The 24257-nt window shown below is 54.3% G+C and carries 24 protein-coding genes; 21 read left to right on the forward strand and 3 right to left on the reverse strand.

The features are described 5' to 3' along the window. The first annotated feature begins 205 nt into the window (after window positions 1-205). From JWZ98_RS17600 to JWZ98_RS17625, 6 genes are all read left to right on the forward strand, one after another. Window positions 206-721 (forward strand): sigma-70 family RNA polymerase sigma factor, encoded by a 516-nt coding sequence (locus JWZ98_RS17600; protein WP_033158403.1) that lies wholly within the window; start codon window positions 206-208, stop codon window positions 719-721. 12 nt (window positions 722-733) lie between these two features. Next, window positions 734-1690, forward strand: a complete 957-nt coding sequence (locus JWZ98_RS17605) for a FecR family protein (protein WP_033158402.1) — start codon at window positions 734-736, stop codon at window positions 1688-1690. A 126-nt stretch (window positions 1691-1816) separates the two neighbouring features. Beyond that, entirely contained in the window at window positions 1817-4162 is a 2346-nt protein-coding gene (locus JWZ98_RS17610) for a TonB-dependent receptor (RefSeq protein ID WP_033158401.1), read from the forward strand. A gap of 12 nt (window positions 4163-4174) precedes the next feature. Further along, on the forward strand, window positions 4175-5371 hold the full coding sequence (locus JWZ98_RS17615) for a PepSY-associated TM helix domain-containing protein (protein WP_205451215.1): 1197 nt from the start codon (window positions 4175-4177) through the stop codon (window positions 5369-5371). 172 nt (window positions 5372-5543) lie between these two features. Continuing rightward, a complete protein-coding gene (locus tag JWZ98_RS17620; RefSeq protein ID WP_205451216.1) occupies window positions 5544-6446 on the forward strand; it encodes a cation diffusion facilitator family transporter in 903 nt (300 codons plus the stop codon). A gap of 48 nt (window positions 6447-6494) precedes the next feature. Further along, on the forward strand, window positions 6495-7823 hold the full coding sequence (locus tag JWZ98_RS17625; RefSeq protein ID WP_240348073.1) for a D-alanyl-D-alanine carboxypeptidase family protein: 1329 nt from the start codon (window positions 6495-6497) through the stop codon (window positions 7821-7823). An 8-nt stretch (window positions 7824-7831) separates the two neighbouring features. On the opposite strand, the gene JWZ98_RS17630 is transcribed toward JWZ98_RS17625, so the two are convergent. Continuing rightward, the gene (locus tag JWZ98_RS17630) at window positions 7832-8038 is read right to left on the reverse strand and encodes a SlyX family protein (protein ID WP_033158397.1); all 207 of its coding nucleotides are present in this window, start codon (window positions 8036-8038) and stop codon (window positions 7832-7834) included. A 129-nt stretch (window positions 8039-8167) separates the two neighbouring features. Between JWZ98_RS17630 and JWZ98_RS17635 the strand changes: the two genes are divergently transcribed. The 4 genes from JWZ98_RS17635 to JWZ98_RS17650 are packed head-to-tail and all read left to right on the forward strand — an operon-like array spanning window position 8168 to window position 10869. Next, a complete protein-coding gene (locus JWZ98_RS17635; protein ID WP_033158396.1) occupies window positions 8168-8470 on the forward strand; it encodes a DUF6763 family protein in 303 nt (100 codons plus the stop codon). Between the two features lie 8 nt (window positions 8471-8478). Next, the gene (locus JWZ98_RS17640) at window positions 8479-9327 is read left to right on the forward strand and encodes an ATPase (RefSeq protein WP_033158395.1); all 849 of its coding nucleotides are present in this window, start codon (window positions 8479-8481) and stop codon (window positions 9325-9327) included. 13 nt (window positions 9328-9340) lie between these two features. Further along, a complete protein-coding gene (locus JWZ98_RS17645) occupies window positions 9341-10405 on the forward strand; it encodes a homoserine O-succinyltransferase (protein WP_205451217.1) in 1065 nt (354 codons plus the stop codon). Continuing rightward, complete coding sequence (locus tag JWZ98_RS17650) at window positions 10405-10869, forward strand: nucleoside deaminase (protein WP_205451218.1); 465 nt, start codon at window positions 10405-10407, stop codon at window positions 10867-10869. The genes JWZ98_RS17645 and JWZ98_RS17650 overlap by 1 nt, the downstream gene beginning before the upstream one ends. Here JWZ98_RS17650 and JWZ98_RS17655 read toward each other — a convergent pair. Next, on the reverse strand, window positions 10863-11309 hold the full coding sequence (locus JWZ98_RS17655) for a hypothetical protein (RefSeq protein WP_129871437.1): 447 nt from the start codon (window positions 11307-11309) through the stop codon (window positions 10863-10865). The genes JWZ98_RS17650 and JWZ98_RS17655 overlap by 7 nt on opposite strands. A 211-nt stretch (window positions 11310-11520) precedes the next feature. On the opposite strand from JWZ98_RS17655, the gene hslV reads away from it, so the two are divergent. From hslV to JWZ98_RS17710, 11 genes are all read left to right on the forward strand, one after another. Continuing rightward, window positions 11521-12081 (forward strand): ATP-dependent protease subunit HslV, encoded by a 561-nt coding sequence (gene hslV, locus JWZ98_RS17660; protein ID WP_020483114.1) that lies wholly within the window; start codon window positions 11521-11523, stop codon window positions 12079-12081. 4 nt (window positions 12082-12085) lie between these two features. Next, window positions 12086-13405, forward strand: coding sequence for an ATP-dependent protease ATPase subunit HslU (gene hslU / locus JWZ98_RS17665; RefSeq protein ID WP_205451219.1), 1320 nt, complete (start codon window positions 12086-12088; stop codon window positions 13403-13405). Window positions 13406-13407: 2 nt separating this feature from the next. Then, complete coding sequence (locus JWZ98_RS17670) at window positions 13408-13797, forward strand: DUF971 domain-containing protein (protein ID WP_205451220.1); 390 nt, start codon at window positions 13408-13410, stop codon at window positions 13795-13797. Window positions 13798-13805: 8 nt separating this feature from the next. Beyond that, complete coding sequence (ubiE, locus tag JWZ98_RS17675; protein WP_033158390.1) at window positions 13806-14555, forward strand: bifunctional demethylmenaquinone methyltransferase/2-methoxy-6-polyprenyl-1,4-benzoquinol methylase UbiE; 750 nt, start codon at window positions 13806-13808, stop codon at window positions 14553-14555. 37 nt (window positions 14556-14592) lie between these two features. Next, window positions 14593-15201, forward strand: a complete 609-nt coding sequence (locus tag JWZ98_RS17680; protein ID WP_205451221.1) for a Uma2 family endonuclease — start codon at window positions 14593-14595, stop codon at window positions 15199-15201. After that, a complete protein-coding gene (locus JWZ98_RS17685; protein WP_205451222.1) occupies window positions 15185-15820 on the forward strand; it encodes an SCP2 sterol-binding domain-containing protein in 636 nt (211 codons plus the stop codon). Before JWZ98_RS17680 ends, JWZ98_RS17685 begins: the two co-directional genes overlap by 17 nt. 14 nt (window positions 15821-15834) lie before the next feature. Beyond that, window positions 15835-17403, forward strand: coding sequence for a ubiquinone biosynthesis regulatory protein kinase UbiB (gene ubiB / locus JWZ98_RS17690; RefSeq protein ID WP_205451223.1), 1569 nt, complete (start codon window positions 15835-15837; stop codon window positions 17401-17403). Window positions 17404-17556: 153 nt separating this feature from the next. Continuing rightward, the gene (locus tag JWZ98_RS17695) at window positions 17557-18384 is read left to right on the forward strand and encodes a hypothetical protein (RefSeq protein WP_205451224.1); all 828 of its coding nucleotides are present in this window, start codon (window positions 17557-17559) and stop codon (window positions 18382-18384) included. A gap of 905 nt (window positions 18385-19289) precedes the next feature. After that, window positions 19290-19787 (forward strand): SAM-dependent methyltransferase, encoded by a 498-nt coding sequence (locus tag JWZ98_RS17700; RefSeq protein WP_240348075.1) that lies wholly within the window; start codon window positions 19290-19292, stop codon window positions 19785-19787. A gap of 510 nt (window positions 19788-20297) precedes the next feature. Continuing rightward, window positions 20298-21884, forward strand: a complete 1587-nt coding sequence (locus JWZ98_RS17705; RefSeq protein ID WP_205451225.1) for an ExeA family protein — start codon at window positions 20298-20300, stop codon at window positions 21882-21884. 10 nt (window positions 21885-21894) lie between these two features. Next, window positions 21895-22707 carry a general secretion pathway protein GspB gene (locus JWZ98_RS17710; RefSeq protein WP_205451226.1) on the forward strand — a complete coding sequence of 271 codons (813 nt, stop codon included), beginning with the start codon at window positions 21895-21897 and terminating at the stop codon, window positions 22705-22707. 62 nt (window positions 22708-22769) lie between these two features. Here the strand turns inward: JWZ98_RS17710 and JWZ98_RS17715 are convergent, their stop codons facing one another. Continuing rightward, entirely contained in the window at window positions 22770-24257 is a 1488-nt protein-coding gene (locus JWZ98_RS17715) for a DcaP family trimeric outer membrane transporter (RefSeq protein ID WP_205451227.1), read from the reverse strand.

The raw sequence follows: 24257 nt of genomic DNA on the forward strand, positions 1-24257 counted from the left end.
GCAGCTGATTTGCACAGAAAAATCAGGTCATATGCCACAGGTAATTGCGTTAAATGACATAGTTTTAAACGTAAGTCTCCCCCTACACCTCCCCTCAACAACCTTACAGCCGAGCACTATTGGAATTGGACGGCTTTATGCGTTTATTGGCACACAGCTTGCGGCAGTTTCCGTCTTTCGTTCACAAAAATCCGGAGCTAGTCGCTTGTCCGTCATCGCCATTAAGCACGATCAGATAGCCGAATTATTTCTGACTCATAAAGAAGCCATCGTCGATTTTTTGCTGCGCAAGGTAAAGTGCCCCGATGCGGCACAAGATCTGAGTCAGGAAACTTATTTGCGTTTGCTGGGCAAGGACAGTCTGACACACACCGACAATCTACCCGGTTATCTGTTTCGTACCGCCGAACGCCTGTCGATAGACTTTATTCGCCACCATCAGCGCAGCGGTGCAAAAACCCAAGAATTGAACGACGAGCTGACTTGCCCGCTGATGCAACCGGAAGACTTTGCCATTCTTAGCCAACAATGCGAACGCCTGTTGCAGGCTATCGCCAGCCTGCCGCGGCAATGCCGGCATATTTTACTGCTGCGCAAGATCGACGAACTCACTTATGCCCAAATCGCCGGAAAACTGGGTATTTCCGAGAAAACGGTGCAACGCCAGTTGGTCAAGGCCATGTTGCACTGCCATCACATGCTAATCGGCACGCAGCACTAAACCGGCCAATCGATGACGGCGCCCAAGCTTTCGCAATCGCCAAAAATTCTTCAGCAAGCTGCGACGTGGTTCGTGGAGTTACAGTCTGAATCCTGTGATGAGCAGCGGCGTCAAGCATTCGCGCAATGGCTTCTGCAAAATCCAGCGCATCAGACCGCTTACGACGACATCGCCAGCCTTTGGGGCAATCTGGACGAGCTAAAAACCGCTGAGGTCGCCGGCTTGAATACCGCGCGCTCCGCAAGGCCCCGCGTCTGGCGAAACGGCAAAATGTTAACCGTTAGCCTGCTGCTTGCCACCGTGTTGACCGGCGCATGGCTGGACTTCAAGGCGCCTAGTAGAGTTTACCAAACAGGCATAGGCGAACGGCAAACCGTGCAACTGGCCGACGGTTCCCAACTGCAATTGAATACCGATACACAACTGCGCGTACGTCTGTCCTGGTGGCGCCGCGAGATCGAGTTGCAGCAAGGCGAAGCCATGTTCAACGTCGCTCATCAGGCCTGGCACCCGTTTACCGTTCATACCGGCAATCTACAAATTAAAGACATCGGCACCGTGTTTAACGTGCGGCATGATAATCACGGCACCGCCGTATCGGTCTTGGAAGGCGAAGTTGCCCTACATGCCGGCCGCAGCTGGTTTGGCGAAAATTTACCCGCCGGCTTCAGCCGCAAAATAGATGCGGGCGGCCACTGGCAAAAACCCGAAAAAACCAATACCAAGCAAGTGGCGGCATGGCTCAACGGCCAACTGTTGTTCGACCACACGCCGCTGACCGAAGTCGTCGCGGAATTGGAGCGTTATCACGCCGTGCGTTTTGCGTTTGCCGATCCTGCCTTGGCCAAGCAAACCCTGAGCGGCAGTTTCAATAGCGCCGATCTCAAGCCGTTTCTGCAGGCCCTGGAAAAAATCCTGCCTATCCGCGTGCAGCGCCAAAAACAAACCGTCGTGCTTTACAGCCGCTAACAAACAGGTGTTCGTGTTTGGGTTAAAAAAATATTCCCCAAACCTGTCCAGTTTGACCAGTCTGCTTCGTTAATGGGGTATGGCGAGTCAAAAAATATTGCCACCCACGACTAACAGGAGACGATCATGGATTGCAAACTTAACACCACACCCGCGAAAAAACCGCGCCGACAGGCGCCCCTGCTGGCGTTGGCCCTAGCCGCTTCAATCGACGCAAGCGCGGCAGGCAGCACCAGCGCAAGCATAGACCTTCCCGCGCAACCGCTGGCAGCGACGCTGGAAAACTTGGCAAAGTCCACCAATACCAAATTGATCTATGCCGACTCGATGGTGCAAGGCTTGCAAGCCCAGCCGTTGAAGGGCCAATACACCGTACAACAGGCGCTAGAAAAAGTGTTAAGTCAGAATGGCTTACAGTACGAGCAAGTAGGCGAAGGCGTCATTGCGGTTAAAAAAGTCCCCGCGCCAAAACCACCAGCCGTTAAGGACGATTCGACTTTCGAACTGGGTGCGGTCACAGTGAGTGATCAAACCGAGAGCATGAAATTAACCAGCAAGGACATTGCCACTTCGGTGGACATCATGTACGCCGATAAAATTGCCGACCAAAACGTATTAACGGCCTACGATTTGTTCCACCGCATGCCCGGCGTTCAAGTGACCCAATTCGGCCAAGGCATCACCACCGGCAAAATGTCGTTTCGCGGTTTCAATGGCGAAGGCCGGGTCAACGCGGTGAAATTGCTGATCGACGGCGTGCCTAGCAACACCAACAGCGGCGACACCTATTTTATCGACTCGCTGTTTCCGCTCGACATCGAGTCCATCGAAGTGGTGCGGGGTACCAACGACGCCCGCTACGGCCTGCACTCCTTCGCCGGCAACATCAGCATGAACACCACCACCGGCGGCAACTACGCTAAGGCCCGGGCCAGTTTTGGCAGTTTCAATACCCACGACATCCAATCCGGTCTGGGCTATGAAAAAGACGGTTTCTCGCAGAACTATCAAATTTCCTACCGCGCCAGCGACGGCTACCGCGACCATAGCGACACCGACAAAAACAGCTTTTCCGGCAAGTGGTTTTACACCCCGGACAACCAAAAATACAAAATAGGTTTGATCGCCCGCTGGAGCGAAGCCGGCGCCCAAGAACCCGGCTATATGACATACCAGGAACAGTTACTCAATCAAACCCAAACCTTCACCCGAAATGCCACTGACGGCGGCAAACGCACGGTTGGTCAGGTCAGCACCCACTTGGACGTCAACCTCAGCCCGACCTTATTCTGGTCGTCCAAGGTCTACGGCACTTTATTCGACGACCAGCGTTATGTCACCTATGGCCCTGGCGCAGCACAGCAAGAACGCGACCGCGACGAAATTCAGTACGGCGCGATGACCTCGCTGACCTACCATCCGGTGGTCAGTTGGCTGGACGACTTTTCGCTGGAAACCGGCTTCGACTTCCAGCAACAGGAAAACAAATATCTGCGTTATCTAACCGATAGCAGGGTTCGCCGAAGCAGCGGTTTGCGTAACGACGAGAAGTGGGACTTCCTGAACTACGGCGGCTACATCCAGGCGATCATCAAGCCTTTCAAATGGTTGAAACTGACACCGGGTTACCGCGCCGACATCGTCGACGGCAGCTTCTTCAGCTATCGCCCCGGCTCAGCGTTCGGCTCCTACCCCCTTAACGACTACGGCACGATTTCGCAACCCAAAATAGGCGCGGTGATTACGCCGATCGAAGGCTACAGCCTTTATGGCAACTGGGGCCGCACCTTCCAGGTCGGCCTGGGCCAAGCCACCTTCATCGGCCGCAACCAAGCGAATATCGGCCCCTCGTTGAACGATGGCTGGGAAGTGGGTGTCAAGCTGAAACCGGTCAATTGGGCCGAGGGCCGGGTCGCCTATTGGTCGCAAAAAGCCAGCAACGAAATTAGCCGCGACCTGGCCAGCGTGGAGTCGAGCCAAATAGGCCCCACACTGCGTCAAGGCGTGGACATTGAAGTCAAAGTTTATCCAACCGATAAAGTCGGGGTTTGGGCGGCGTACTCGTTGCAGGAAGCTAAAGTCACCAATCCGCCGGCGGTTTCGGCTGGCACTATGGAATACGTCTCGGGTAATCAGGTCGTCAATACCCCGAATTATTTGTTCTCGGCCGGCATCGACTACCAAATCCTGCCGCAATTGCGTTCTTCACTGTGGACCAGCGGCCAAGGCGACTACTTTGTCGATCAAGCCAATCAGCGCGGCCAATACGGCGAATACGCCCTGCTCAACCTGGATTTAGGCTACCAGGTGACCAAGGAAGTGGAATTGCAATTTCAAGCTAAAAACCTGACCGACGTTCGCCGGGAATACGTTTGGTACTCCGAATCATTCGGCGCCACCGCCCAACCTTTCTTCTCGCCGGGCGACGGCGTTGCCTTCTACGGCGCCGTCAACGTCAAGTTCGACTACTAAGCTCGTATCACCATGAAATCGACGGCCAACAAGAAGCAGGCTAGACGCCAATTCTGGCTGGCCGTACATTTATACCTCGGGCTGTCGTTGGGCTTGATCATCGCCCTGGTCGGCCTGACCGGCAGCCTTTTGGTGTTTTATATCGATCTGGACGAGTGGCTGAATCCACAGTTGATCATTTCCGAATCCAGCGCCCAGCGGCAAAGCTACGAGGATATTTTTCAAGCCCTACGTCGCGCGGAGCCTACGCGGCAACGCGGCTGGCGGCTGGAAATTCCCGACGATCCGCGGCGCGCCATCACCGCCCGCTACTATAAGCCGCAAGAAACCGAGCACCACGGCTTTGCGCCGCTGATGCTGTCGGTCGATCCGTATACTGGCAAGGTCCTCGCCAATCGTTTCTGGGGCGACTTTGCAATGACTTGGATTTACGACTTGCATTACAAGCTGTTGCTGGACGAACCAGGTAAGATTTTGATGGCCATCGTCGGCGGTTTGCTGCTGATTTCCTTGATCAGCGGGGTTTACCTGTGGTGGCCGCCGCTGCACAAATTAAAGAGCGCCTTGAGCCTAAAGCGCCACGCCAGCCGCGAACGCCTAAATTACGATTTACATAAACTGGCGGGCGTCTACAGCTTGATCGTGATGCTGGTATTGGCGGTAACCGGGGTAGCCTTGGAGATTCCGCAATACGTCAATCCGATAATGGGCTATTTCTCGCCTTTGCAAGCATCGCCCGCGCCAAAGTCGGCCATCAGCGAAAACAAGCCGGCGCGCATCAGCCTGGATCAAGCCGTCGCGGTTGGCCAAGCCCGATTTCCGCAGGCGCGCCTGTGTTGGATAGAGACACCGCACGATGCTAATGGCAGCTACCGCATCAATCTGCGCCAGGCCGGCGAGCCCAGTCAGCGCTTTCCCAAAACCAATGTCTGGGTTGATCAATATTCCGGCCAGGTGTTGGCGGTCAGCAATCCCGACGAACTGGGCGGCTCGGACACCGTCATCAACTGGCTGCATCCTTTGCATACCGGAGAAGCATTCGGCTTGACCGGCCAATTGCTGGTCTTGGTTTCCGGCTTGCTCTGCCCGCTGCTGTTCCTCACCGGCGTCATACGCTGGCTGCAAAAACGCCGCAGCCTGCAACAGCATCCTCGGCGCCAGCGATCGCCAAAAAACCCACCTCTACCACCCGCCTTACAGAATCGATAAGCTCTTTATTGCCTAGTTGACAGTCAACGACTCAAGCTGTCTGTCAACGGCTAAGTATTTGCAGCAAATCCGCTCGACTCATCTAAAATCTGCATAAATACTTGATCTGTTTCAGTGCTGTTTGCCACAAACAATCGCCGCCTAATTCTTAATTTTATTTGGCCCATAACCCATGTCTCACAGTAATTCCGCCTCAGCCATCATCTATGCGTTCGCCGCTAATCTGGGCATCGCTTTGATTAAAACCGGCGCAGCAATCTGGACCGGTTCCGGATCGCTGCTGGCGGAAGCCATTCACTCCTTTGCCGATTGCGGTAATCAAGTCTTGCTGTTTATCGGCATGAAACGCTCGGCGCGGGCGGCAACCCAAAACCACCCGATGGGCTATGGCCGGGAAGCGTATATCTGGTCGATGATGGTAGCGATTACGCTATTCTCGGTTGGCGGCTTGTTCTCGATCCACGAAGGTTGGTTGCGTTTTCACGAATCGCACACCGTGGAAAACGCTGGTATGGCTTTGGCGATACTGGCTATCGCCGTGGTTTTGGAAGGCTTTTCATTGCGCGCGGCCTTGGGGGCCATGGCAAGCGAACGCGGCGAACGAGGCGTGTGGCAATGGTTTAAAGAAACGCAATCCAGTGAATTGATGGTGGTCATCGGCGAGGACTTGGCCGCGCTGATTGGTCTGGTGATAGCCGCGGCGATGCTGGGCTTGACTATGCTTACCGGTAATTCAATGTACGACGCAGTGGGCTCGATGTTGATTGGCGCCTTATTGGTCGTCGTGGCGGTGTTAGTTGGCCGGGAAGTGCATTCTTTGCTGCTCGGTGAGGCCGATGCGGGGATTCGCGATGCCGTTCGCGGCTATCTGGAAAAGCAAGGCTGCGTCAATCGCGTGCTGAATATTTGGGCTATTAGCCACGGCAGCCAAGTGATGCTGGCCATTAAAGCCGAATTGCCGGCGGATTTAAGCGTGGGGGAAGCTGTTGAATTAATTAACGGAATGGAAAAACAGATCAAAACCGACCATCCCCGCATTAATTGGGTCTTTTTCGAAATCGATAATTCTGATTAAATAATATAGTCAAATGTTTAGGCCACATATCTGGAGCAAAGTAATAACTTGAGCACCCTACCCAAAACCCGTTTAGCGTTACTTTCTCTAGCTTGCCTAATGCTGCAAAGCGCTCCTGCGTCCGCCAGATATGCGGCGATTGTGATCGACGCCGACACCGGCCGCGTGGTTCACGAAACCGAATCCACTCAACGCTGGTATCCCGCGTCATTGACCAAAGTCATGACTATCTATTTAACCCTGTCGGCATTGGAAAATGGCCGTCTGCGACTGACCGACACCGTGTTTGCATCAAAACACGCCGCCTCGCAACCGCCTTCCAAGCTGGGTTTGCGCACCGGCCAAAGTTTGACGGTGGAACAAGCCATCATGGCGGTCACCACCCGTTCCGCCAACGACGCAGCGGTCGTGCTGGCGGAAAAACTGGGCGGAACGGAAAGCAATTTTGCGGCGATGATGACCCAGCAAGCGCGTACGCTGGGCATGTACAACAGCTCGTTCGAAAACGCCAGCGGCTTGCCCAACGACGGGCAAATCAGCAGCGCCCGCGACCTGGCCTTGTTATCTGCTGCGTTGATTCGCGATTTCCCGCAACATTATCATTATTTTTCGGCAACGGAATTTAACTACAAAGGCCGGGTAATGCCCAATACCAACCGCATCCTGAAAAGCTATCCGGATGCCGACGGCCTGAAAACCGGTTTTACCTGCGGCTCCGGCTACAACCTGATCGCCTCGGCCAAACGCAACGGCCACCGCTTGATCGGCGTGTTATTGGGCGCACACAGTAGTGGGGAACGCTTCGAACAAATGGGTAATTTATTGGACATGGGCTTTGCCAATAGCGAAAAAGGCCTATTTGGCGAGCACATTTCGCAATTGAAGGATTACAGCGCCCTGCCGCCACCGTTTCAATTGTCGTCCAACCGTTGTGCCGGCAGTGCGGAACAAATGGGTGCCGACTCCGGCAGTAGCCGTTATGAACCGATTCATATCAACGCGCCGTATAACAGTCGCCGCGAAAAGCTCACGCAATTAGCGCAAGCCAAACCGCAAAGCCGCGGCAATGTTTGGACCGTCAGCATGGGAAGTTTCCCCAGAAAAATCGATGCCGATGTCAATCTGCAGCGAGCGCGTAATGCGCTCGGCCCGTTAGCTAAAACCGGACGGGCCGGCATTGTCAAAACCAAAGTCAAAAACGCCACATCTTGGCGGGCGCAATGGACCGGCTTACAGCAAGACGACAGTCAGGATTTTTGTCGGCGCTTGCGCGCCAAACATATGGATTGCAGCGCCTCGCCGCAACCTCGAACCAGCTTGACAACAGCATCCAACCCAACGAAGCAGCTTCGCCGCGTCAGCCATCGCAAGTCGTAATTGATAAGTCAGTAATGGGGCGGACGCTCATCGACCGCCCCCGCTTGTCGCTCATCCAGCGCCAGGCTTTTGATCTTGTCGTGCAGCAACTTACAGGTTTCTTCCAGTTTGCCGATTTGCTTTTGCTGGTCTGCCACCACTTGGTTCAACGCCTGAATCAAATCTTCCTGATACGCTTGTTTGATCTCCAATTCGATGAATCTTTCTTCGCTCATGGCTCCCGCCGCTGACTGTGTAAATTTGCCATTCTAATCGAAAATCCCGACAGTTTTGCCGCATGCACTCGCACAGCTTCTATAAACTCGCTATCATTGATAAGTCATCAACATAGCGAGGATGCAACTATGGCAACTATTACAGATCCGGTCATTGGCCGTTGGTATAAAGACCTGGAAAGTAATCTCACCTTCAAGGTCGTAGCGATTGAAGGTAACGACGAATCGGTGGAAGTTCAGTTCGCCAACGGCGATTTGGGCGAGTACGACAACGAGTCCTGGTACGGCTCCACTATCGATTACATCGAAGACCCGGAAGATTGGAGCGCGCCGTTCGACGAGTTGGAAGCCGACGATCTGGGCTACACAGACCCCGATAGACACGCCCGCCCGGATGCGGAAGATTTGGACATTAGCGATTTGTTGGATTGAGATAATTTATGAGAATGACCCCGCAACAATTTCTGGACTGGGAATCCAAGAGTATCACCCTGCTGGCCATGTCCGGCGCCGGCAAAACCACCCTCTCGGCCAAGTTACCCAGGGATAAATGGTTTCATTATTCCGGCGACTACCGCATCGGTACCAAATACCTGGAAGAGCCGATTCTGGACAACATCAAGCAGCAAGCCATGGGCGTACCGTTTTTGCGCGATTTGCTGAAATCCGACTCGATCTACATCTGCAGCAATATCACCGTGGAAAACCTGGCACCGGTGTCCAGCTTTCTCGGCAAAATCGGCGATCCGGCTAAAGGCGGCTTGTCGCAAGCCGAATTCAAACGTCGCCAGGCGCTGCATCATCAAGCCGAAATCGCGGCAATGAACGACGTGCCGGACTTTATCCATAAGGCCGAAGACATCTACGGCTACAAACATTTCATCAACGACGCCGGCGGTAGCGTTTGCGAACTGGATTGTCCGGAAGTCCTGGAAAATCTGGCTAAACACACGCTGATCGTCTACATCAAAATTCCGCCGGCTTTGGAACAGACCATCATCGACCGCGCCAAAAAAGATCCCAAACCCCTGTATTACCGCCCTGAATTCGTCGATGAAAAATTGGACCAATTCATGAGTGAGCGCGGTTACAGTTCGACCGACCAAATTCCACCGGACGAATTCGTCAGCTGGGTATTTCCGGAGCTGTTCAAAGCCAGGGTACCGCGCTACGAAGCGATTGCCGCCCAGTACGGCTACACCATCAGTGCCGACGAAACCGCTAAAGTCAATAACGAAGACGACTTTATCCGTCTGATTGCCGAGGCGATTGCCCGGCAACAATCTTGAGACCGTTCTTGTAATGCCGCTAGTTGCCCATACTGCTTTACCCACTTTTCAGCGTCTGCACGAAGAAGGCGAAGAAATTCTCAGCCCGGATCGCGCCAGCCACCAATCGATTAGAGAATTGCACATCGGCTTGTTGAATATCATGCCGGACGCGGCGCTGGAAGCCACGGAACGCCAGTTTTTCCGCTTGGTCGGCGCTTGCAATCAGATTGCACAGTTTCATGTGCATCCGTTTACGATTGCGGGCCTGGAAAGAAGCCCGCAAGCCCTGGCGCATATCCAGCAATATTACGAATCCTTCGAGCAAATCAGACAAGACGGCCTGGATGCCTTGATTATCAGCGGTGCCAATGTCACCCACGACCATTTGCAGGAGGAAGATTTTTGGCGGCCGTTAACCGAAGTGTTCGAATGGGCCACGCAAAACGTCACCTCGGTGCTTTGCTCCTGCCTGGCCACCCATGCCTTCATTCAGCATAGTTACGGTGTGGAGCGCACCCGTCTGCCGGCCAAGCGTTGGGGTGTTTTCTCGCACAAAGTGGTCGATAGGCAGCATCCCCTGGTAGCGGAAATCAACACCCGCTTCGATGTGCCGCATTCTCGCTTCAACGAAGTGTTTCAGCGCGACATGGAAACACACGGACTGAAAGTCCTGGTAGCCAGCGAATCCGCCGGCGTACATCTGGCCGTCAGTCCGGACGGTTTTCGCATCGTCTTCTTCCAGGGTCATCCGGAGTACGACGATATTAGCCTGCTCAAAGAATACAAGCGCGAAGTACTGCGTTATTACAACGGCGAGCGCGACGACTACCCACCCTACCCCGAGCATTATTTCGATAACGAAGTGCAACAGCTACTGGCCGAGTACACAGAACACGTGAAAGAAGCCAAGCTTGGTAACTGCCCACTGCAAGCCATGCCAGAGCAACAAATCATCGAGCACTTGGACATCACCTGGCGGGATTCCGCTAAAGCCGTGTTTAATAACTGGCTGGGGAAGGTTTATCAGATCACCAACGAAGACCGCCGATTGCCGTTCATGGACGGTATTAATCCTGATAATCCGCTGGATTTGTAATGCACGAAGGCTTTCTAAACCAAGCCATCGCACTAGCCTGCGATAACATCGACCAAGGTGGCGGGCCGTTCGGCGCGATTGTCGTTAGAGACGGCGAAATTATTGCCGCCAGCGGGAATCGGGTGACGCCGGATCTGGACCCGACCGCTCACGCCGAAATCGTCGCCATTCGGCTGGCTTGTCAAAAACTAGGCGATTTTCAATTAAGCGGTTGCACGCTCTACACGAGTTGCGAGCCTTGCCCGATGTGCTTGGGCGCCATCTATTGGGCAAGACTGCAAGCCGTTTACTTTGCTTGCGACCGTTTCGACGCCGCTAAAGCCGGGTTCGACGACGGTTTTATTTACACCGAAATCGACAAACCCGCCCTGCAACGCCGGATCGTCATGCAGCAACTCTCGCTCGACTCGGCCAATCGCCCCTTCCAAATGTGGCGGATCAAAACAGATAAAATTCGCTACTGAGCCGCCGCCGGCTGTTCCGCCGGTTTAGCGGTTGCCTCACCTTTAATTTTAAGCAACCAGCCATCCTGACCCAAACAGCCGCTCTCCAATTTGCTTTCTGCGGATTTAGCGGTGACATGCACACGGGCAAATCCCGGCGTCAATGGCGGCAATTTCGCGGTCACAAAGTAAAAGTTCTTTTTATCCACTACATTGACTTTCATTTTTTCGCCACGCGCTTCGGCGGTCACGGTCAATGGATCGGCATTGTGGGAGATATGAAAAGAGATTTCCGTACCCGCATCGACCTCGGCTTTTTGTTCAGGCACAAAATCCCGGAATTTGGGCCTTTTACACTCTTTCAAGCGCTCTTCTTCTTCCGGCGATAAAGCCAGGGCCGCCGTTGAAAACACCATAGCACCCAGCAAGCACGCACCTCTCCAGCGATTTGACAATTTCATGACTAGCTACCCTCTTGTTGTTATTGTAATGTTGGAAACGCCGGTCAATGCGGCGCATCCTTTAAAATACCAGCACTTTGAACTTTAATCAGTTTTCTTGCTTTGTTCAATCTTTGCGCCTTTTACCCACCCGACTTGCGGTTTTAAACTTCTACCCCATCGCCGTCGAGAACATGTAAAATCGCCGCCTTTCCCTTTCTCATTCACAGACATGACGAACTTCAGAGGCACCACCATTCTTTCCGTCAGACGCGGCGATAAAGTCGTGATCGGCGGCGATGGCCAAGTCACCCTGGGCAACACCGTGATGAAGGGCAATGCCCGTAAAGTCAGACGCCTGTACCACGACAAAGTGATTGCCGGTTTCGCCGGCGCGACGGCCGATGCGTTTACCTTATTCGAACATTTCGAAGGCAAGCTGGAAAAACATCGCGGCAATCTGACCCGTGCCGCCGTGGAAATGGCCAAAGACTGGCGCACCGACCGCGCCCTGCGCAAACTGGAAGCGTTATTGATCATTGCCGACAGTAAAACCTCGCTGGTCATTTCCGGCACCGGCGACGTCATCGAACCGGAATACGACTTTATCGCCATCGGCTCCGGCGGCGCGTTTGCGCAAAGTGCTGCGCGCGCCTTACTGGAAAACACCGAACTCAGCGCCCGCGAAATCGTCGAGAAATCGCTAGGCATTGCCGCCGATATTTGCATTTACACCAACCACAATCTGCGCATCGAAGAATTAGACGCCGAACCCCAACCGGCACAAGAGTAAAACCATGAGTCAAATGACCCCGAGAGAAATCGTCAGCGAACTGGACAAACACATCGTCGGCCAAGCCGCCGCCAAACGCTCCGTCGCAATAGCCCTGCGTAACCGCTGGCGCCGCAGCCAGGTTACCGCCGAGCTGCGCGATGAAATCACCCCGAAAAACATTCTAATGATAGGCCCCACCGGCGTCGGTAAAACCGAAATCGCCCGCCGTCTGGCTCGCTTGGCTAACGCGCCTTTCATCAAAATCGAAGCCACCAAATTTACCGAAGTGGGTTATGTCGGCCGCGACGTGGAATCGATTATTCGCGACTTGATCGATAGCGCCGTGAAAACCACCCGCATCTCGGCGATGGAACGTGTGCAAAACCGCGCCGCCGATGCCGCCGAAGAAAAAGTGCTGGATATATTACTGCCACGCGCCGAAGGCGGCATGCTCTCGGAAACCGAGGAATCCACCCGGCAGAAAATGCGCAAAAAACTGCGCGAAGGCGATTTGAACGATAAGGAAATTCAAATCGACGTCGCCGCACCGGCAGTGGGTGTGGAAATCATGGCGCCACCGGGCATGGAAGAAATGACCAGCCAGTTGCAAGGCATGTTTCAAAACCTAGGCAATGGCCGCACCAAAACCCGCAAATTAAAAATTAAAGATGCCTTGAAACAGTTGCAGGAAGAAGAAGCCGGCAAACTGGTCAACGAAGAAGAAATCAAGCAAGCCGCGCTGGAAGCGGTTGAGCAACATGGCATCGTGTTTCTCGACGAAATCGACAAGATCTGCAAACGCGCGGAAATGGGCGGCGGCGAAGTGTCCCGCGAAGGCGTGCAGCGTGATTTATTGCCGCTGGTGGAAGGCAGCACCGTCACCACCAAATACGGCATGATCAAGACCGATCATATTCTGTTTATCGCCTCCGGCGCGTTTCATTTGACCAAGCCGTCGGACCTGATTCCGGAATTGCAAGGCCGCTTTCCAATCAGGGTCGAGCTGAACGCCTTGAGCGCCGACGATTTCGTGCGGATTTTGACCGAGCCGGACGCCTCGCTGACCGAGCAATATCAGGCACTCTTGAAAACCGAAGGCGTAGACGTACAATTTACCGCCGACGGTATTCAGCGCATTGCCGAACTGGGCTGGCAAGTCAACGAAAAAACCGAAAACATTGGCGCGCGCAGATTACATACGATTCTGGAAAAATTGCTGGAAGACATTTCCTTCAACGCGCCGGACCTGGCCGAAAAATCCATTACCATCGATGCCGCTTACGTGGACTCACACCTGATGGAACTGGCCGACGACGAAGACCTCAGCCGCTACATTTTGTAATTATGCGCGTCAAAATCACCCCCACTCAGCGTTTCCCGACCGAAATCAAGCTGCATAAGGTTTCGGCCATCCTGGAAATTCATTTCGACGACGAGAGTATTTACGAGCTGCCCAGCGAATACCTGCGGGTGTTTACCCAATCGGCAGAAGCGGTCGGCCACGGCCCCGGCCAGGAAACTCTGCAAATCGGCAAGGAAGACGTGACGATTACCGACATCCAGCCGGTGGGCAATTACGCCATCAAACTGGTGTTCAGCGACGGCCACGACACCGGCATTTACAGCTGGGATTTACTGTATAAATTGGGTTCGGAATTTCCGCTGCTTTGGTCGCAGTATCTTGAAACCCTGAAAGCCGCCGGCCTCAGCCGCCGCTCGCCCATCCATAATTAAACGACATCATGACAAACGACAATACCACCCATTTTGGTTTCAAACAGGTTCCTAAACAGGAAAAAGTGGCGCTGGTGCGCGGCGTGTTCGACTCGGTCGCCAGCCAGTACGACGTCATGAACGATCTCATGTCGATGGGTATCCACCGCATCTGGAAACGAGTGGCCGTGCAACTGGCGAATGTTCGCGAAGGCGACAGCGTGCTGGACCTGGCAGGTGGTACTGGCGATTTGACCAAACTCTACGAAAAGCGCGTCGGCAAATCCGGCCAGGTGATACTGGCGGACATCAACGCCGCCATGCTGCGCACCGGCCGCGACCGGCTGATCGACCATGGTTTGAGCGGCAATATCCGCTACGCCCAAGTCAACGCCGAATGCCTACCGTTTGCCGACAACACTTTTGATTGCGTGACCATCGGTTTTGGCTTGCGCAACGTCACCGACAAAGACGCCGCCTTGCGCTCCATGTACCGCGTATTAAAACCCGGTGGCCGCGTCATCGTCCTGGAATTTTCCCACCCTATCGACCCGATTACCGAGAAAGTCTATGACTTTTACTCCTTCAAACTACTGCCAAAAATCGGCGCCGTGGTGGCGAAGGACGAAGACAGCTACCGTTATCTGGCCGAATCGATCCGCATGCATCCCAAGCAGGACGAACTCAAGCAAATGATGGAAAACGCCGGCCTGGAGCGTTGCGAGTATTTCAACATGACGCAAGGTATCGTTGCCGTACACCGGGGCTATAAATTTTAAGCTCCCGTTCGCCGGTCGTGAAATCGGAGAATTGCCAATGGCACTAAAACCAGCTCAGCATTACATCAGTGAAGCCGAATACTTGGCCGGCGAAATGATCAGCGACATCAAGCATGAATTGATCGACGGCGAAGTTTACGCAATGGCTGGCGCCAGCCGTAACCATCAAAGATTAGCCGGGAATGTTTTCACGACTTTCGCCCAACATCTACGAGGCACGCCGTGCGAGACGTTCATGGCTGACATAAAAGTCAAAGCCGAAAACAACTTTTTCTATCCCGATGTGATGGTAGTCTGCGCCGACGAAAACGGCGACGAGTACTACACCGAAAAGCCAACCATTATCGTCGAAGTGCTATCCAAAGCCACCCGACGCATGGACAAATCCACCAAACTGGCGGCCTATAAGGCCTTGCCGAGCTTGCAAGAATATGTACTGATCGAACAGGATTTTGTCGACGTCGAAATCTTACGCCGCTCGACCCACTGGCTATCGGAACATTACTTCCTTGGCGACAGCCTCACCCTGGAATCAATAGACTTAACCGTGACAGTCAGCGATTTATACCAACGAGTCAATAACGAAGACATGCAAGAGTTTCTGCAACAACAGCAAGCACAGGCGAGTGATGTCGAGCAGCGTTAAGTCCTTATTAATCTCCGCGCTCGAAACCGCACTGAATCGTTATTTAGCGCTGGACGATCACATCGAACAGTATCTAACGCCCATGGCCGGCAAAGTCATCGCCCTGCATGTGACGTCTTTCGACAGCAGCCTGTATCTTTGCCCTACCACGCAAGGCATGCAAATTCTAGAAAGTTATCCGGGAACCGTCGATGCCACGTTGAGTGGCTCTCTATCAGCCTTGGGTTTGATGGGTTTGAGTGCCACACCGATGCGCTCACTGTTTAAAGGCGAAGTTCGCATCGACGGCGACGCCCAAGTCGCCCGCCGTCTGCAACGCCTCTTCGAAAAACTGGACATCAATCTGGAAAGCAAAATCGCCCGTTATACCGGCGACGCCTTTGCTCAACGCTTGGGCCAGTTGTTCCGCGGCAGCCGCGACTGGACGCAGCACACCCTGACCACCTTTCGCTTAAACCTGGAAGAATTCCTGCAAGAAGAAACTCGTGAGCTGCCGGCCAAATCGGAAGCCGAGTTATTTTTCCGCGACATCGACACTTGCCGCAGCGACTGCGACCGCCTTGATGCCCGCCTCGCCCGCCTGGAAGCCGCAATCCAAACTACATCCGCGCCTCGATAACAAGGACCTGCCCCGTGATTCGCCCGAAAATTCTGATGCGCCTCATCCATATCAACTGGGTGATGATGTTCCATGGCTTGGATGAAATTGTTTTAAAAACCCATTTATTTCGCCCCATCCGTTATATCGCGTTTTTATCGCCAAATTATTGGACCAGCAACTCCCGCGAACCTCGCGGCGCGCGCATCCGCAAAACGCTGGAAGACCTGGGGCCGATCTACGTTAAATTCGGCCAAACCCTGTCCACCCGCAAGGATTTACTGCCGGAAGACATCGCCGAAGAGCTGGTGAAGCTGCAAGATAAGGTACCGCCGTTTTCCGCCGACACGGCCCGCAACATCATCGAACAACAACTGGGGCAATCTATAGAAGAAGCCTTCGCTGAGTTCGATCCGCAACCGCTAGCCTCGGCGTCGGTTGCGCAGGTACACACCGCCACGCTGCACACCGGCGAAAAAGTCATCGTTAAAGTCTTGCGGCCGGACATCGAAGACAAAATTCATTCCGACGTCGGCTTGCTTTACGAACTGGCGCGTTTGTCTGAACGCTTCTGGAGTGATGCGCGCCGGTTGCGGGCGATGGAAATCGTCGCCGAATTCGAAAAGACCATACTCGACGAACTGGATCTGGTACGAGAGGCCTCCAACGCCAGTGCGATCCGCGCCAATTTCAAGAACTCCGAGATGCTCTACATCCCGGAAATTCATTGGCCGCTGACCCGCCGCAAAGTCTTGGTGATGGAACGCATCTACGGCATTCCGGTCGGCGACATCGACGCCCTGCGCAAAGGCAATGCCGACTTCAAAAAACTGGCCGAGCGCGGCGTGGAAATCTTTTTCACGCAAGTCTTTCGGGATAATTTCTTCCACGCCGACATGCATCCGGGCAATATTTTCGTGCAATTGCCGGACAAATATCTGGCGGTGGACTTTGGCATCGTCGGCAGCCTGTCCAGCTCCGACCAGCGTTATCTGGCCGAAAACTTCCTGGCCTTCTTCAACCACGACTACCGGAAAGTGGCGCAAATGCACATCGAATCCGGCTGGGTGCCGGCGACGACGCGGATCGAAGAGTTCGAAGCGGCAATCCGCAGCGTCTGCGAACCGATTTTTGAAAAACCGCTGAAAGACATTTCCTTCGGCTTGTTACTGCTAAGACTGTTCCAAACCGCCCGCCGCTTCGACATGGTCGTGCAACCACAATTGGTCTTGCTGCAAAAAACCCTATTGAACATCGAAGGCCTGGGCCGCCAGCTTTACCCGGACCTGGACTTGTGGCAAACCGCCAAACCCTTTCTGGAAAACTGGTTCAAAGAGCGCGTCGGTCCGGGTAAAAAGATCAAAGAGCTATTTGCCAAATTCCCGGAAATCACCGAGCAAATCCCGGAAGTCCCCGGCCTGGTATTCCAAGCCCTGCAAAGCGCCGCGCACATGCAGCAGCAACTTCAGCAGCAGCAAAAGGACATGCTGGAGCTACGCAAGCAACTGAAGCGTAACAATACCCGCACGTTGCGGGCTATTCTCAGTGCGGCGGTGTTGATTGCGGCGGCGATAGTGTTGCAGTCTCCATTTTTGCGGGGTTGAGTGGCGGGATCCAACCGGCACCTTACATGGCCTGGGGTGATAGACAGAAGGCAATACACCACATCGAACAAAGACTTATCGGAGAAATATATGATTTTTAGTAGATATACAGTTAACTATCTAATTACTTGTTAGCCGGCATAGGCAAGCTCAGTGGACCGCCAGCGCTACAAGGAAATACTCTCGGAGTTTGATGCCGCGGGTGACCATGCTGCCAGCGTATCTGCTGCGCTCGTCGGGCTTGCGCCGGCTGAGCCGCACCGGATGTACGCCGAGCAGATATTCGTCAAGCTGTTGGCGCACTGCGTGACGCTTCGACGTATCTCTCCCGCGCCAGAGTCTTCATCGCAACCTGAGCTCTGGGACCTGTCATCGAACTCAGTGCTTGCCCGCGCAGCGATCGAAGCATTCGATGCTCTCGCATATTTGGCGCTCACTCCACAGGAGCCAGCCCTACGGGAGTTCCGGCTCTTGCTTTGGGAACTGCACGACGCCAACAGGCGCGCAAAGATGCTTGGACACATTGGATCCGTGGACCCTCGGCTTGCCGACATTCAGGCATCATCGAAGGAGCTCTATGAACGAGCCGTAAAACACAAACACTTTGGAAGTCTTTCCAAGTCACTGCAGAAGCGAGTTCACGAGCAAGACCCTCCGTCATTCATGAACTCTCAGCGCGAACGTTGCCAAGCGAATGGGATCGATCACGACTACTTTAATGCCGTGACGATGCAGCTTTCGCAGTACGCGCACACGTCGCCGTTCTCTGTACACCAGCTCTTCGAATTCCGCGCCGGCAGTCCAGATGCGCTTCGCATGATGTCGCTCCCCGTCCAGTTCGTCCTGCCGTTTATGCTTCGAGCAACTGCGGGAATGCGCTCTCTCTTTCCTGGCATTACTCCGGAACCTTCGGAGGGAGTCAGCGTATCTCTGGCGCTCTGGACAGAAATCTCTTCACGAGGCGTCAAGAATGCCGGCTAACCCGGTGCTCAAGCGGAGAGCCAACGGCATGCCTTCGCTGGCCCTCATTTCATTCTGGGCCAACGCCGTCCTGTAGCCAAGGGTGGGCACGGTTTTTGTGCCCACGCGGTTAATTGGCTTTCGTATTTTGTGTCGCTAACGCGACGACTGATTTTAATGTCGGTTTCACGAAAAACGTCCTTGTTTTTCGCCCTTCGGGTGCTAACGCATGCAAATCGGCTATCCTGCCGATTTGTCGGCCCGACAGCCGAGTAACTTTTCTTTGTTTGGCCAAAGAAAAGTCACCAAAAGAAAGGCCACCCGGATGCCGCTTAGCTCACTCGGCACATCCCTGTGCCTCGCCCTTCGGGTGCGATGCATGCAAATCGGCTATCCTGCCGATTTGTCCTGCGCTCCTCGCTTTTGAACGGGGTTGCCGAAAGGGGCTTCCTGCCCCTTCGGCAACGCGATGCATCCATGCATCGCCCCTAACGGGCTGATCCGTTCAAAAGCTCCGGTGCTCGGCGCAGCATACGGGAGAAAACCATCCCGGTTTTCGGTGGGCTTTCGAGAGACCGTAGGGCGCATTAGCTTTAGCGTAATGCGCCGAATGAATCGACACACAGCGCAATGCCCGTTGGTTATTGCGCCCTACGAGCTGTTCGAACACATGTTGGCAATCCCTTAATCACTCTGGGCGTGTGCTATCTCGCAAATGGTCCAAACGATGTTTCGCATACCCCTCGTTCCTCCAAATACGCTTCGCTATTCGCAGCTACGCCACTGATTTTTCACCGCGAGGAGAAACCCGGCTAGCCATTTTCGATGGCTTGGAAGACAGTCATAAGGAAATACATTATATAAAACATAGGCTTATTGCAGCCAGATCGGATTCGTGCTAGATGTGCAGTTAACTATCTAATTCTTTGTTGGGCATCAAAATGGAAAATGTTTCAATGCACTCACAAGTCACAGCAATCGGATTTGTCGAAGCCGTTCGGCTTCATGCGGAAGATGACTTTTGGGGAGGAGAGGAAGCGTGTATTGCGCTGACATCGGAATTTACTTTTGAGGCATTGCAAGGGATTTCTGATTTTTCCCATGTCGAAGTACTGTTTCTTTTCCATGAAGTCGAGCCATCAAAAATTGTCAAGGGCGCGCGCCACCCTCGGAACAATAGCGCGTGGCCAGCCGTAGGCATCTTCGCGCAACGTGGTAAGAATCGGCCAAACCGCATCGGCAGCACGATCTGCCGTGTGATTCGTGTGGAAGGGGCCAAGCTTTTCGTCGCTGAATTGGATGCCATCAATGGCACGCCAGTGCTCGACATCAAACCCGTCATGGCTGAGTTCCTGCCACGCCAGGAAGTTCATCAGCCCGTCTGGTCACATGAACTCATGCGTGACTATTGGCTGCACAAGTAGCCCGTAGGGCGCATTAGCTTTAGCGTAATGCGCCGAATGAATCGACACACGGCGCAATGCCCGTTGGTTATTGCGCCCTACGAGCTACGAGCAAAATCCAAAAGAACCGTCAAAGCCCTTGAAGCTCGCGACGGTTTTTCCCCGTATGCCGCGCCGAGCACCGGGGCTTTTGGTGGGAATAGCCCGAAGGGGTGCGGCAGGGATGCCGCACGTTGGCGAAGGGGCAGGAAGCCCCTTTCGCCAACCCCCGCCAAAAGCTCTGGAGCGCAGGAAACAAGCGGCATCCGGGTGGCTTTTCTTTTGGTGACTTTTCTTTGGCCAAACAAAGAAAAGTTACTCGGCTGTCGGGCCGAGACCCGACATTAAAACAACCGTCGCGCTAGCGACACCTAAAGTGCGATTGGCGTCTAGTGTTATCGCCTGCCCGCTCGCCTCGATACAGACTTTTAAGTGCAATTTCCCCCAGTATGAATTAGCATCGTGCGACCATTTCCTTGAAGCGCCAGAACCTTGTATCAGCAATACTTCAATTTCAGCGAACTGCCTTTCTCGATCTCGCCTGATCCGCATTTCATGTTCATGAGCGAGCGGCATCAGGAAGGCTTGGCGCATTTGCTGTATGGCATTAATCAAGGGGGTGGGTTTGTCGCTTTGACTGGCGAGGTAGGCACCGGCAAGACCACGTTATGCCACTGCTTGCTGCAGCAATTGCCGGATAATGTGGATATTGCCTTAATTTTGAACCCTAAATTAACGGCACAGGAATTACTGGCGACGATCTGCGACGAATTGGACATCAGCCATGCAGGTTTCGCGGCCAAACAGCTGATCGACTCCATCAATCAATACCTGCTGGCCGCTTATTCAAAAGGCCGGCGCACGGTATTGTTGATCGACGAAGCGCAGAACCTTAGCCTGGACGTATTGGAGCAAATTCGCTTGCTGACCAATCTGGAAACCAGTAAAGCCAAGCTGTTACAGATCATCTTGGTCGGGCAGCCGGAACTGAATGCGCTGCTGGCCCGCCAAGACTTGCGCCAGCTCAATCAACGCATCACCGCCCGCTATCATTTACTCCCTTTGTCATTGGACGAAACCCGGGCGTATATCCGGCATCGCTTGCGGGTTTGTCAGGGCAACCATCGCCTGTTCAATCCAGCGGCCATCCGCAAGATTTACCAGTATTCGCAAGGCGTGCCGCGCCTGATCAATATTCTGTGCGACCGAGCCTTGTTGGGCGCTTACGCCACCAATGCGCGGGAAATCAACCCCGCGATCATTCGCCGGGCGGCGCAGGAAGTGTTGGGGTCGGCAAACACCAAACGCCGCTGGTATGGCGCAACCGCCGCGATTTTAGCGGTCGGCACTTGGGCGGGATTGCAGTTTTGGCATCCGCCGATGCCCGTTGTTGAACCGGCCAAACCGGCTGTTACCCAACCAGCCATACTGCCGGCAGCGCCCATCCCCGCCGCCAAGCCGGTCAGCTTTATCGATCAGCTCGATCAGACCGGCCTCAGCTTTGCCGAAGCCGTGACCGAGTCGCTAAAGACTTGGCATCTATCCGCCCCCGCCGGCCGCGCAGCGGATTGCACCGCGGTGGCAGCCCTGGGTTTGAATTGCTTATTCGGTAAGGGCAACTGGCAAGAACTGCTGACCTTAAACCGGCCGGCGATTCTGGCTTTTTCCGACCCTACCGGCGCCAAACGCTATGTATTGTTGACCGGCGTTGACCATGATTCGGCGATTATCCGTTTGAAGGACACCGTCAGCATCCCGCTAGCGGAGCTTTTAACCCTCTGGGACGGCAATTATTTGTTGCTGTGGCAGCCGCCGCATCCAGGAGTCACGGAAATCGCCCCCCCGCAGCAATCCGCAGCCGTGCTCTGGCTGCGCGAACGGTTAAGTAAAATCACCGGCAAACCTGCCGGCGACACGGCCTCCAAAGTGTTCGATGAAACGCTAAAAGCCGAGTTGATTGCTTTCCAACACCGACAACATCTGACGCCCGACGGCATAGCCGGCGCCCGCACCCTGATACACCTGGATAACCAAAGCGCTGCCTCTGCTGCGCCTCATTTGGCAATCACCACTCGCTAGGCTTGTTGATATGTCTTACATCTTGAATGCATTGCGCAAATCCGAACGAGAACGCCAAGCCATGCAGCCCGACTCGGTGACTAGCCGCATCGCTATCGAGCAAACGCCGGAACGACACGGCCTGACCAAGATCATCGTGGCGCTGGTCCTGTTGAACTTGGCGATTCTGATTTATTTTTTGGGTATTGCACCGCAGAAACCTGCAGACAAAGCGCAGCCCCTGGTCAATATCGAAGAAGCGGCGCCGTTGATCGCGAAAGCAAATCCACAATTGCCGGCCGATAGTCCACCGAAACCGGCAAAGCTTGCCCCCACGCCCAAAACTGAGCCGCCTCGCAATCCGACGTCGGCAGCCGAGAAACTCGCCGCTAACACAAAACAAGCGGTTGAGCCGGTCGAGAGGGTTAAACCGACCGTTGCGCCAGCGCAGCCGGTTAAGCCCTTACCGACGGTAACCACCGCAGCAACGCCGGCTAGCAAGCCGACAGCCGAGATAGAACGACAATCTAAACTTGTTCCGCAACGCATCGAGGAACCCAGTGAACAAGCCGTAGCAAAAAAACCGGAGCCAGTCGCGCTAGCAAGACTACAAAACGATTTACCCACGTTACAAGACTTGCCCCCAGACGTGCGCCAGTCGCTGCCGGCACTACCGATTAATGTATTTAGCTATTCACCCACACCGGCGGAGCGTTTCGTGATGATAGACATGGTCAAATACGTACCCGGCCAGACGATCAAAGACCAGTTGGAACTTAAGGAAATAGTGGAGGACGGGATCATCGTCCGTTATCAGGGCCGAGTGTTCAAGATCAAACGCTAATAACCGTTGGCGGCACACCTAACGGCTTCCGCCCGGCCCATTGAACTGGGTTGCAGCCAAATTCAAAAACTATATTTGGCTGAAAACTGCACCCGCTGTAACACACCATCCCGACCATCGATCAACTCGCGCGTCGCATAAGTATATTCCACGCCGAACATGGCCTGACTGACCGGGCTCCACAGCAAATTGGCATGCACGGACTGCACCTGGCGGCTCAGCACCGTATTTGCGTAACTGGGGTAATCCGCCTGCGCAAAACCATAGGTAACATTAGATCGCCATTGCTTATCCCACCAATGCTGATAAGACAACATGCCGCCGTAGGCATTGACCAGCTCGATAGCGCCATGTTGATCCAGCGCCGCGTCGGCGAAAGTGTTATTGGTGGACACGTAGCGCCCGTCGCCTTTGCCGTAATGCGCCATAAAGCGCATATTATCCAAACCGAAGGTACTTATCCGTCCGGCCAAGTTAACCCCGCCGCCCCACTCGGCTTGCCGATAACCCGTCGTGCCATGGGTATAGCGCAACTGCCTGCCGACCGCCGCCAAAGACACATTACCCCAATCCGGATTCAGGTTGAGCCTAGCCATCAAATCCGGATAACGATCAGCGTTGGGCGTCGTGTAATACCCTGCATCCAAATTGGGATTAGTGCTTTTACTGGAAGAAGGCTCCAGCGCACTATCGACCCACAAACGGCTACGCGGCGCCTCCAACGCCACTTGCCACTCCATCGGCGTATCCAGCCAATTAAACGGCTCGCTCCAGCGCACTAAAGGATCGCGCAGGCTCGCGACAGCGCCAGCCGAGCCGCCAACATCCAACGTATCCGGCAATGCGGATACATTGAGAAAAGTGGTCCAGGTTTGTCCAGCCAGAAAATGACCGATGGAGCCGTAGGCGTGGCGCAAGCGCGGCGTGTATGTGTACGTTGCCGGATCACCGTAAAAGTCAAACTCGATATAGGTGTTGATGTCGCCCCAGTCAGTCGTCGGGGTAAACGATTTGAACCACAAGCGGCTTTCTTTGCCGTGAAAGGTAATTTGCCCACGTTCACCGGCCGCACCCACCGGAATTTGCGCCATCGCCAGTTGCTGGTCACCCAGCCTGTCCCGACCGGCGCTGACGCTGTTAAACAAGGTGTCCATTTTCACGAACCCGCCCAAACCCACCGAAGTGTCGGTGCCGGGAATTTTAAACGTGCCTTTCACATCGCCAACCGTCACCGCCGGCTTCTCTTTGGCCTTTTCGCGCACTAAAGCGGAACCGGTGCTCCCCGTCGCTACCGCTGTCGGTGACGCCGCCGCAGCTTGCACCGTGCCGACCGGTGCCTTGCCGGCGGCAACTTGCTCGGCGCGGACATGCTGTAACTCCTGCTCCAGCTGTTCGATTCTGGAATTGGAACGCTCAACCTGGCTCTGTAATTGAGTGACTTGCTGACTCAAGGCTTTCAGCAAAGCCTTGATGTCTTCGTCAGCCGCATGCGCGGGATTGACTATCCAACAGCACAGCCACATGAAACATAGTTGTAGGAATTTGCTCAT

This window comes from Methylomonas sp. EFPC1 (assembly GCF_016925515.1).
Lineage (GTDB): Bacteria > Pseudomonadota > Gammaproteobacteria > Methylococcales > Methylomonadaceae > Methylomonas > Methylomonas defluvii.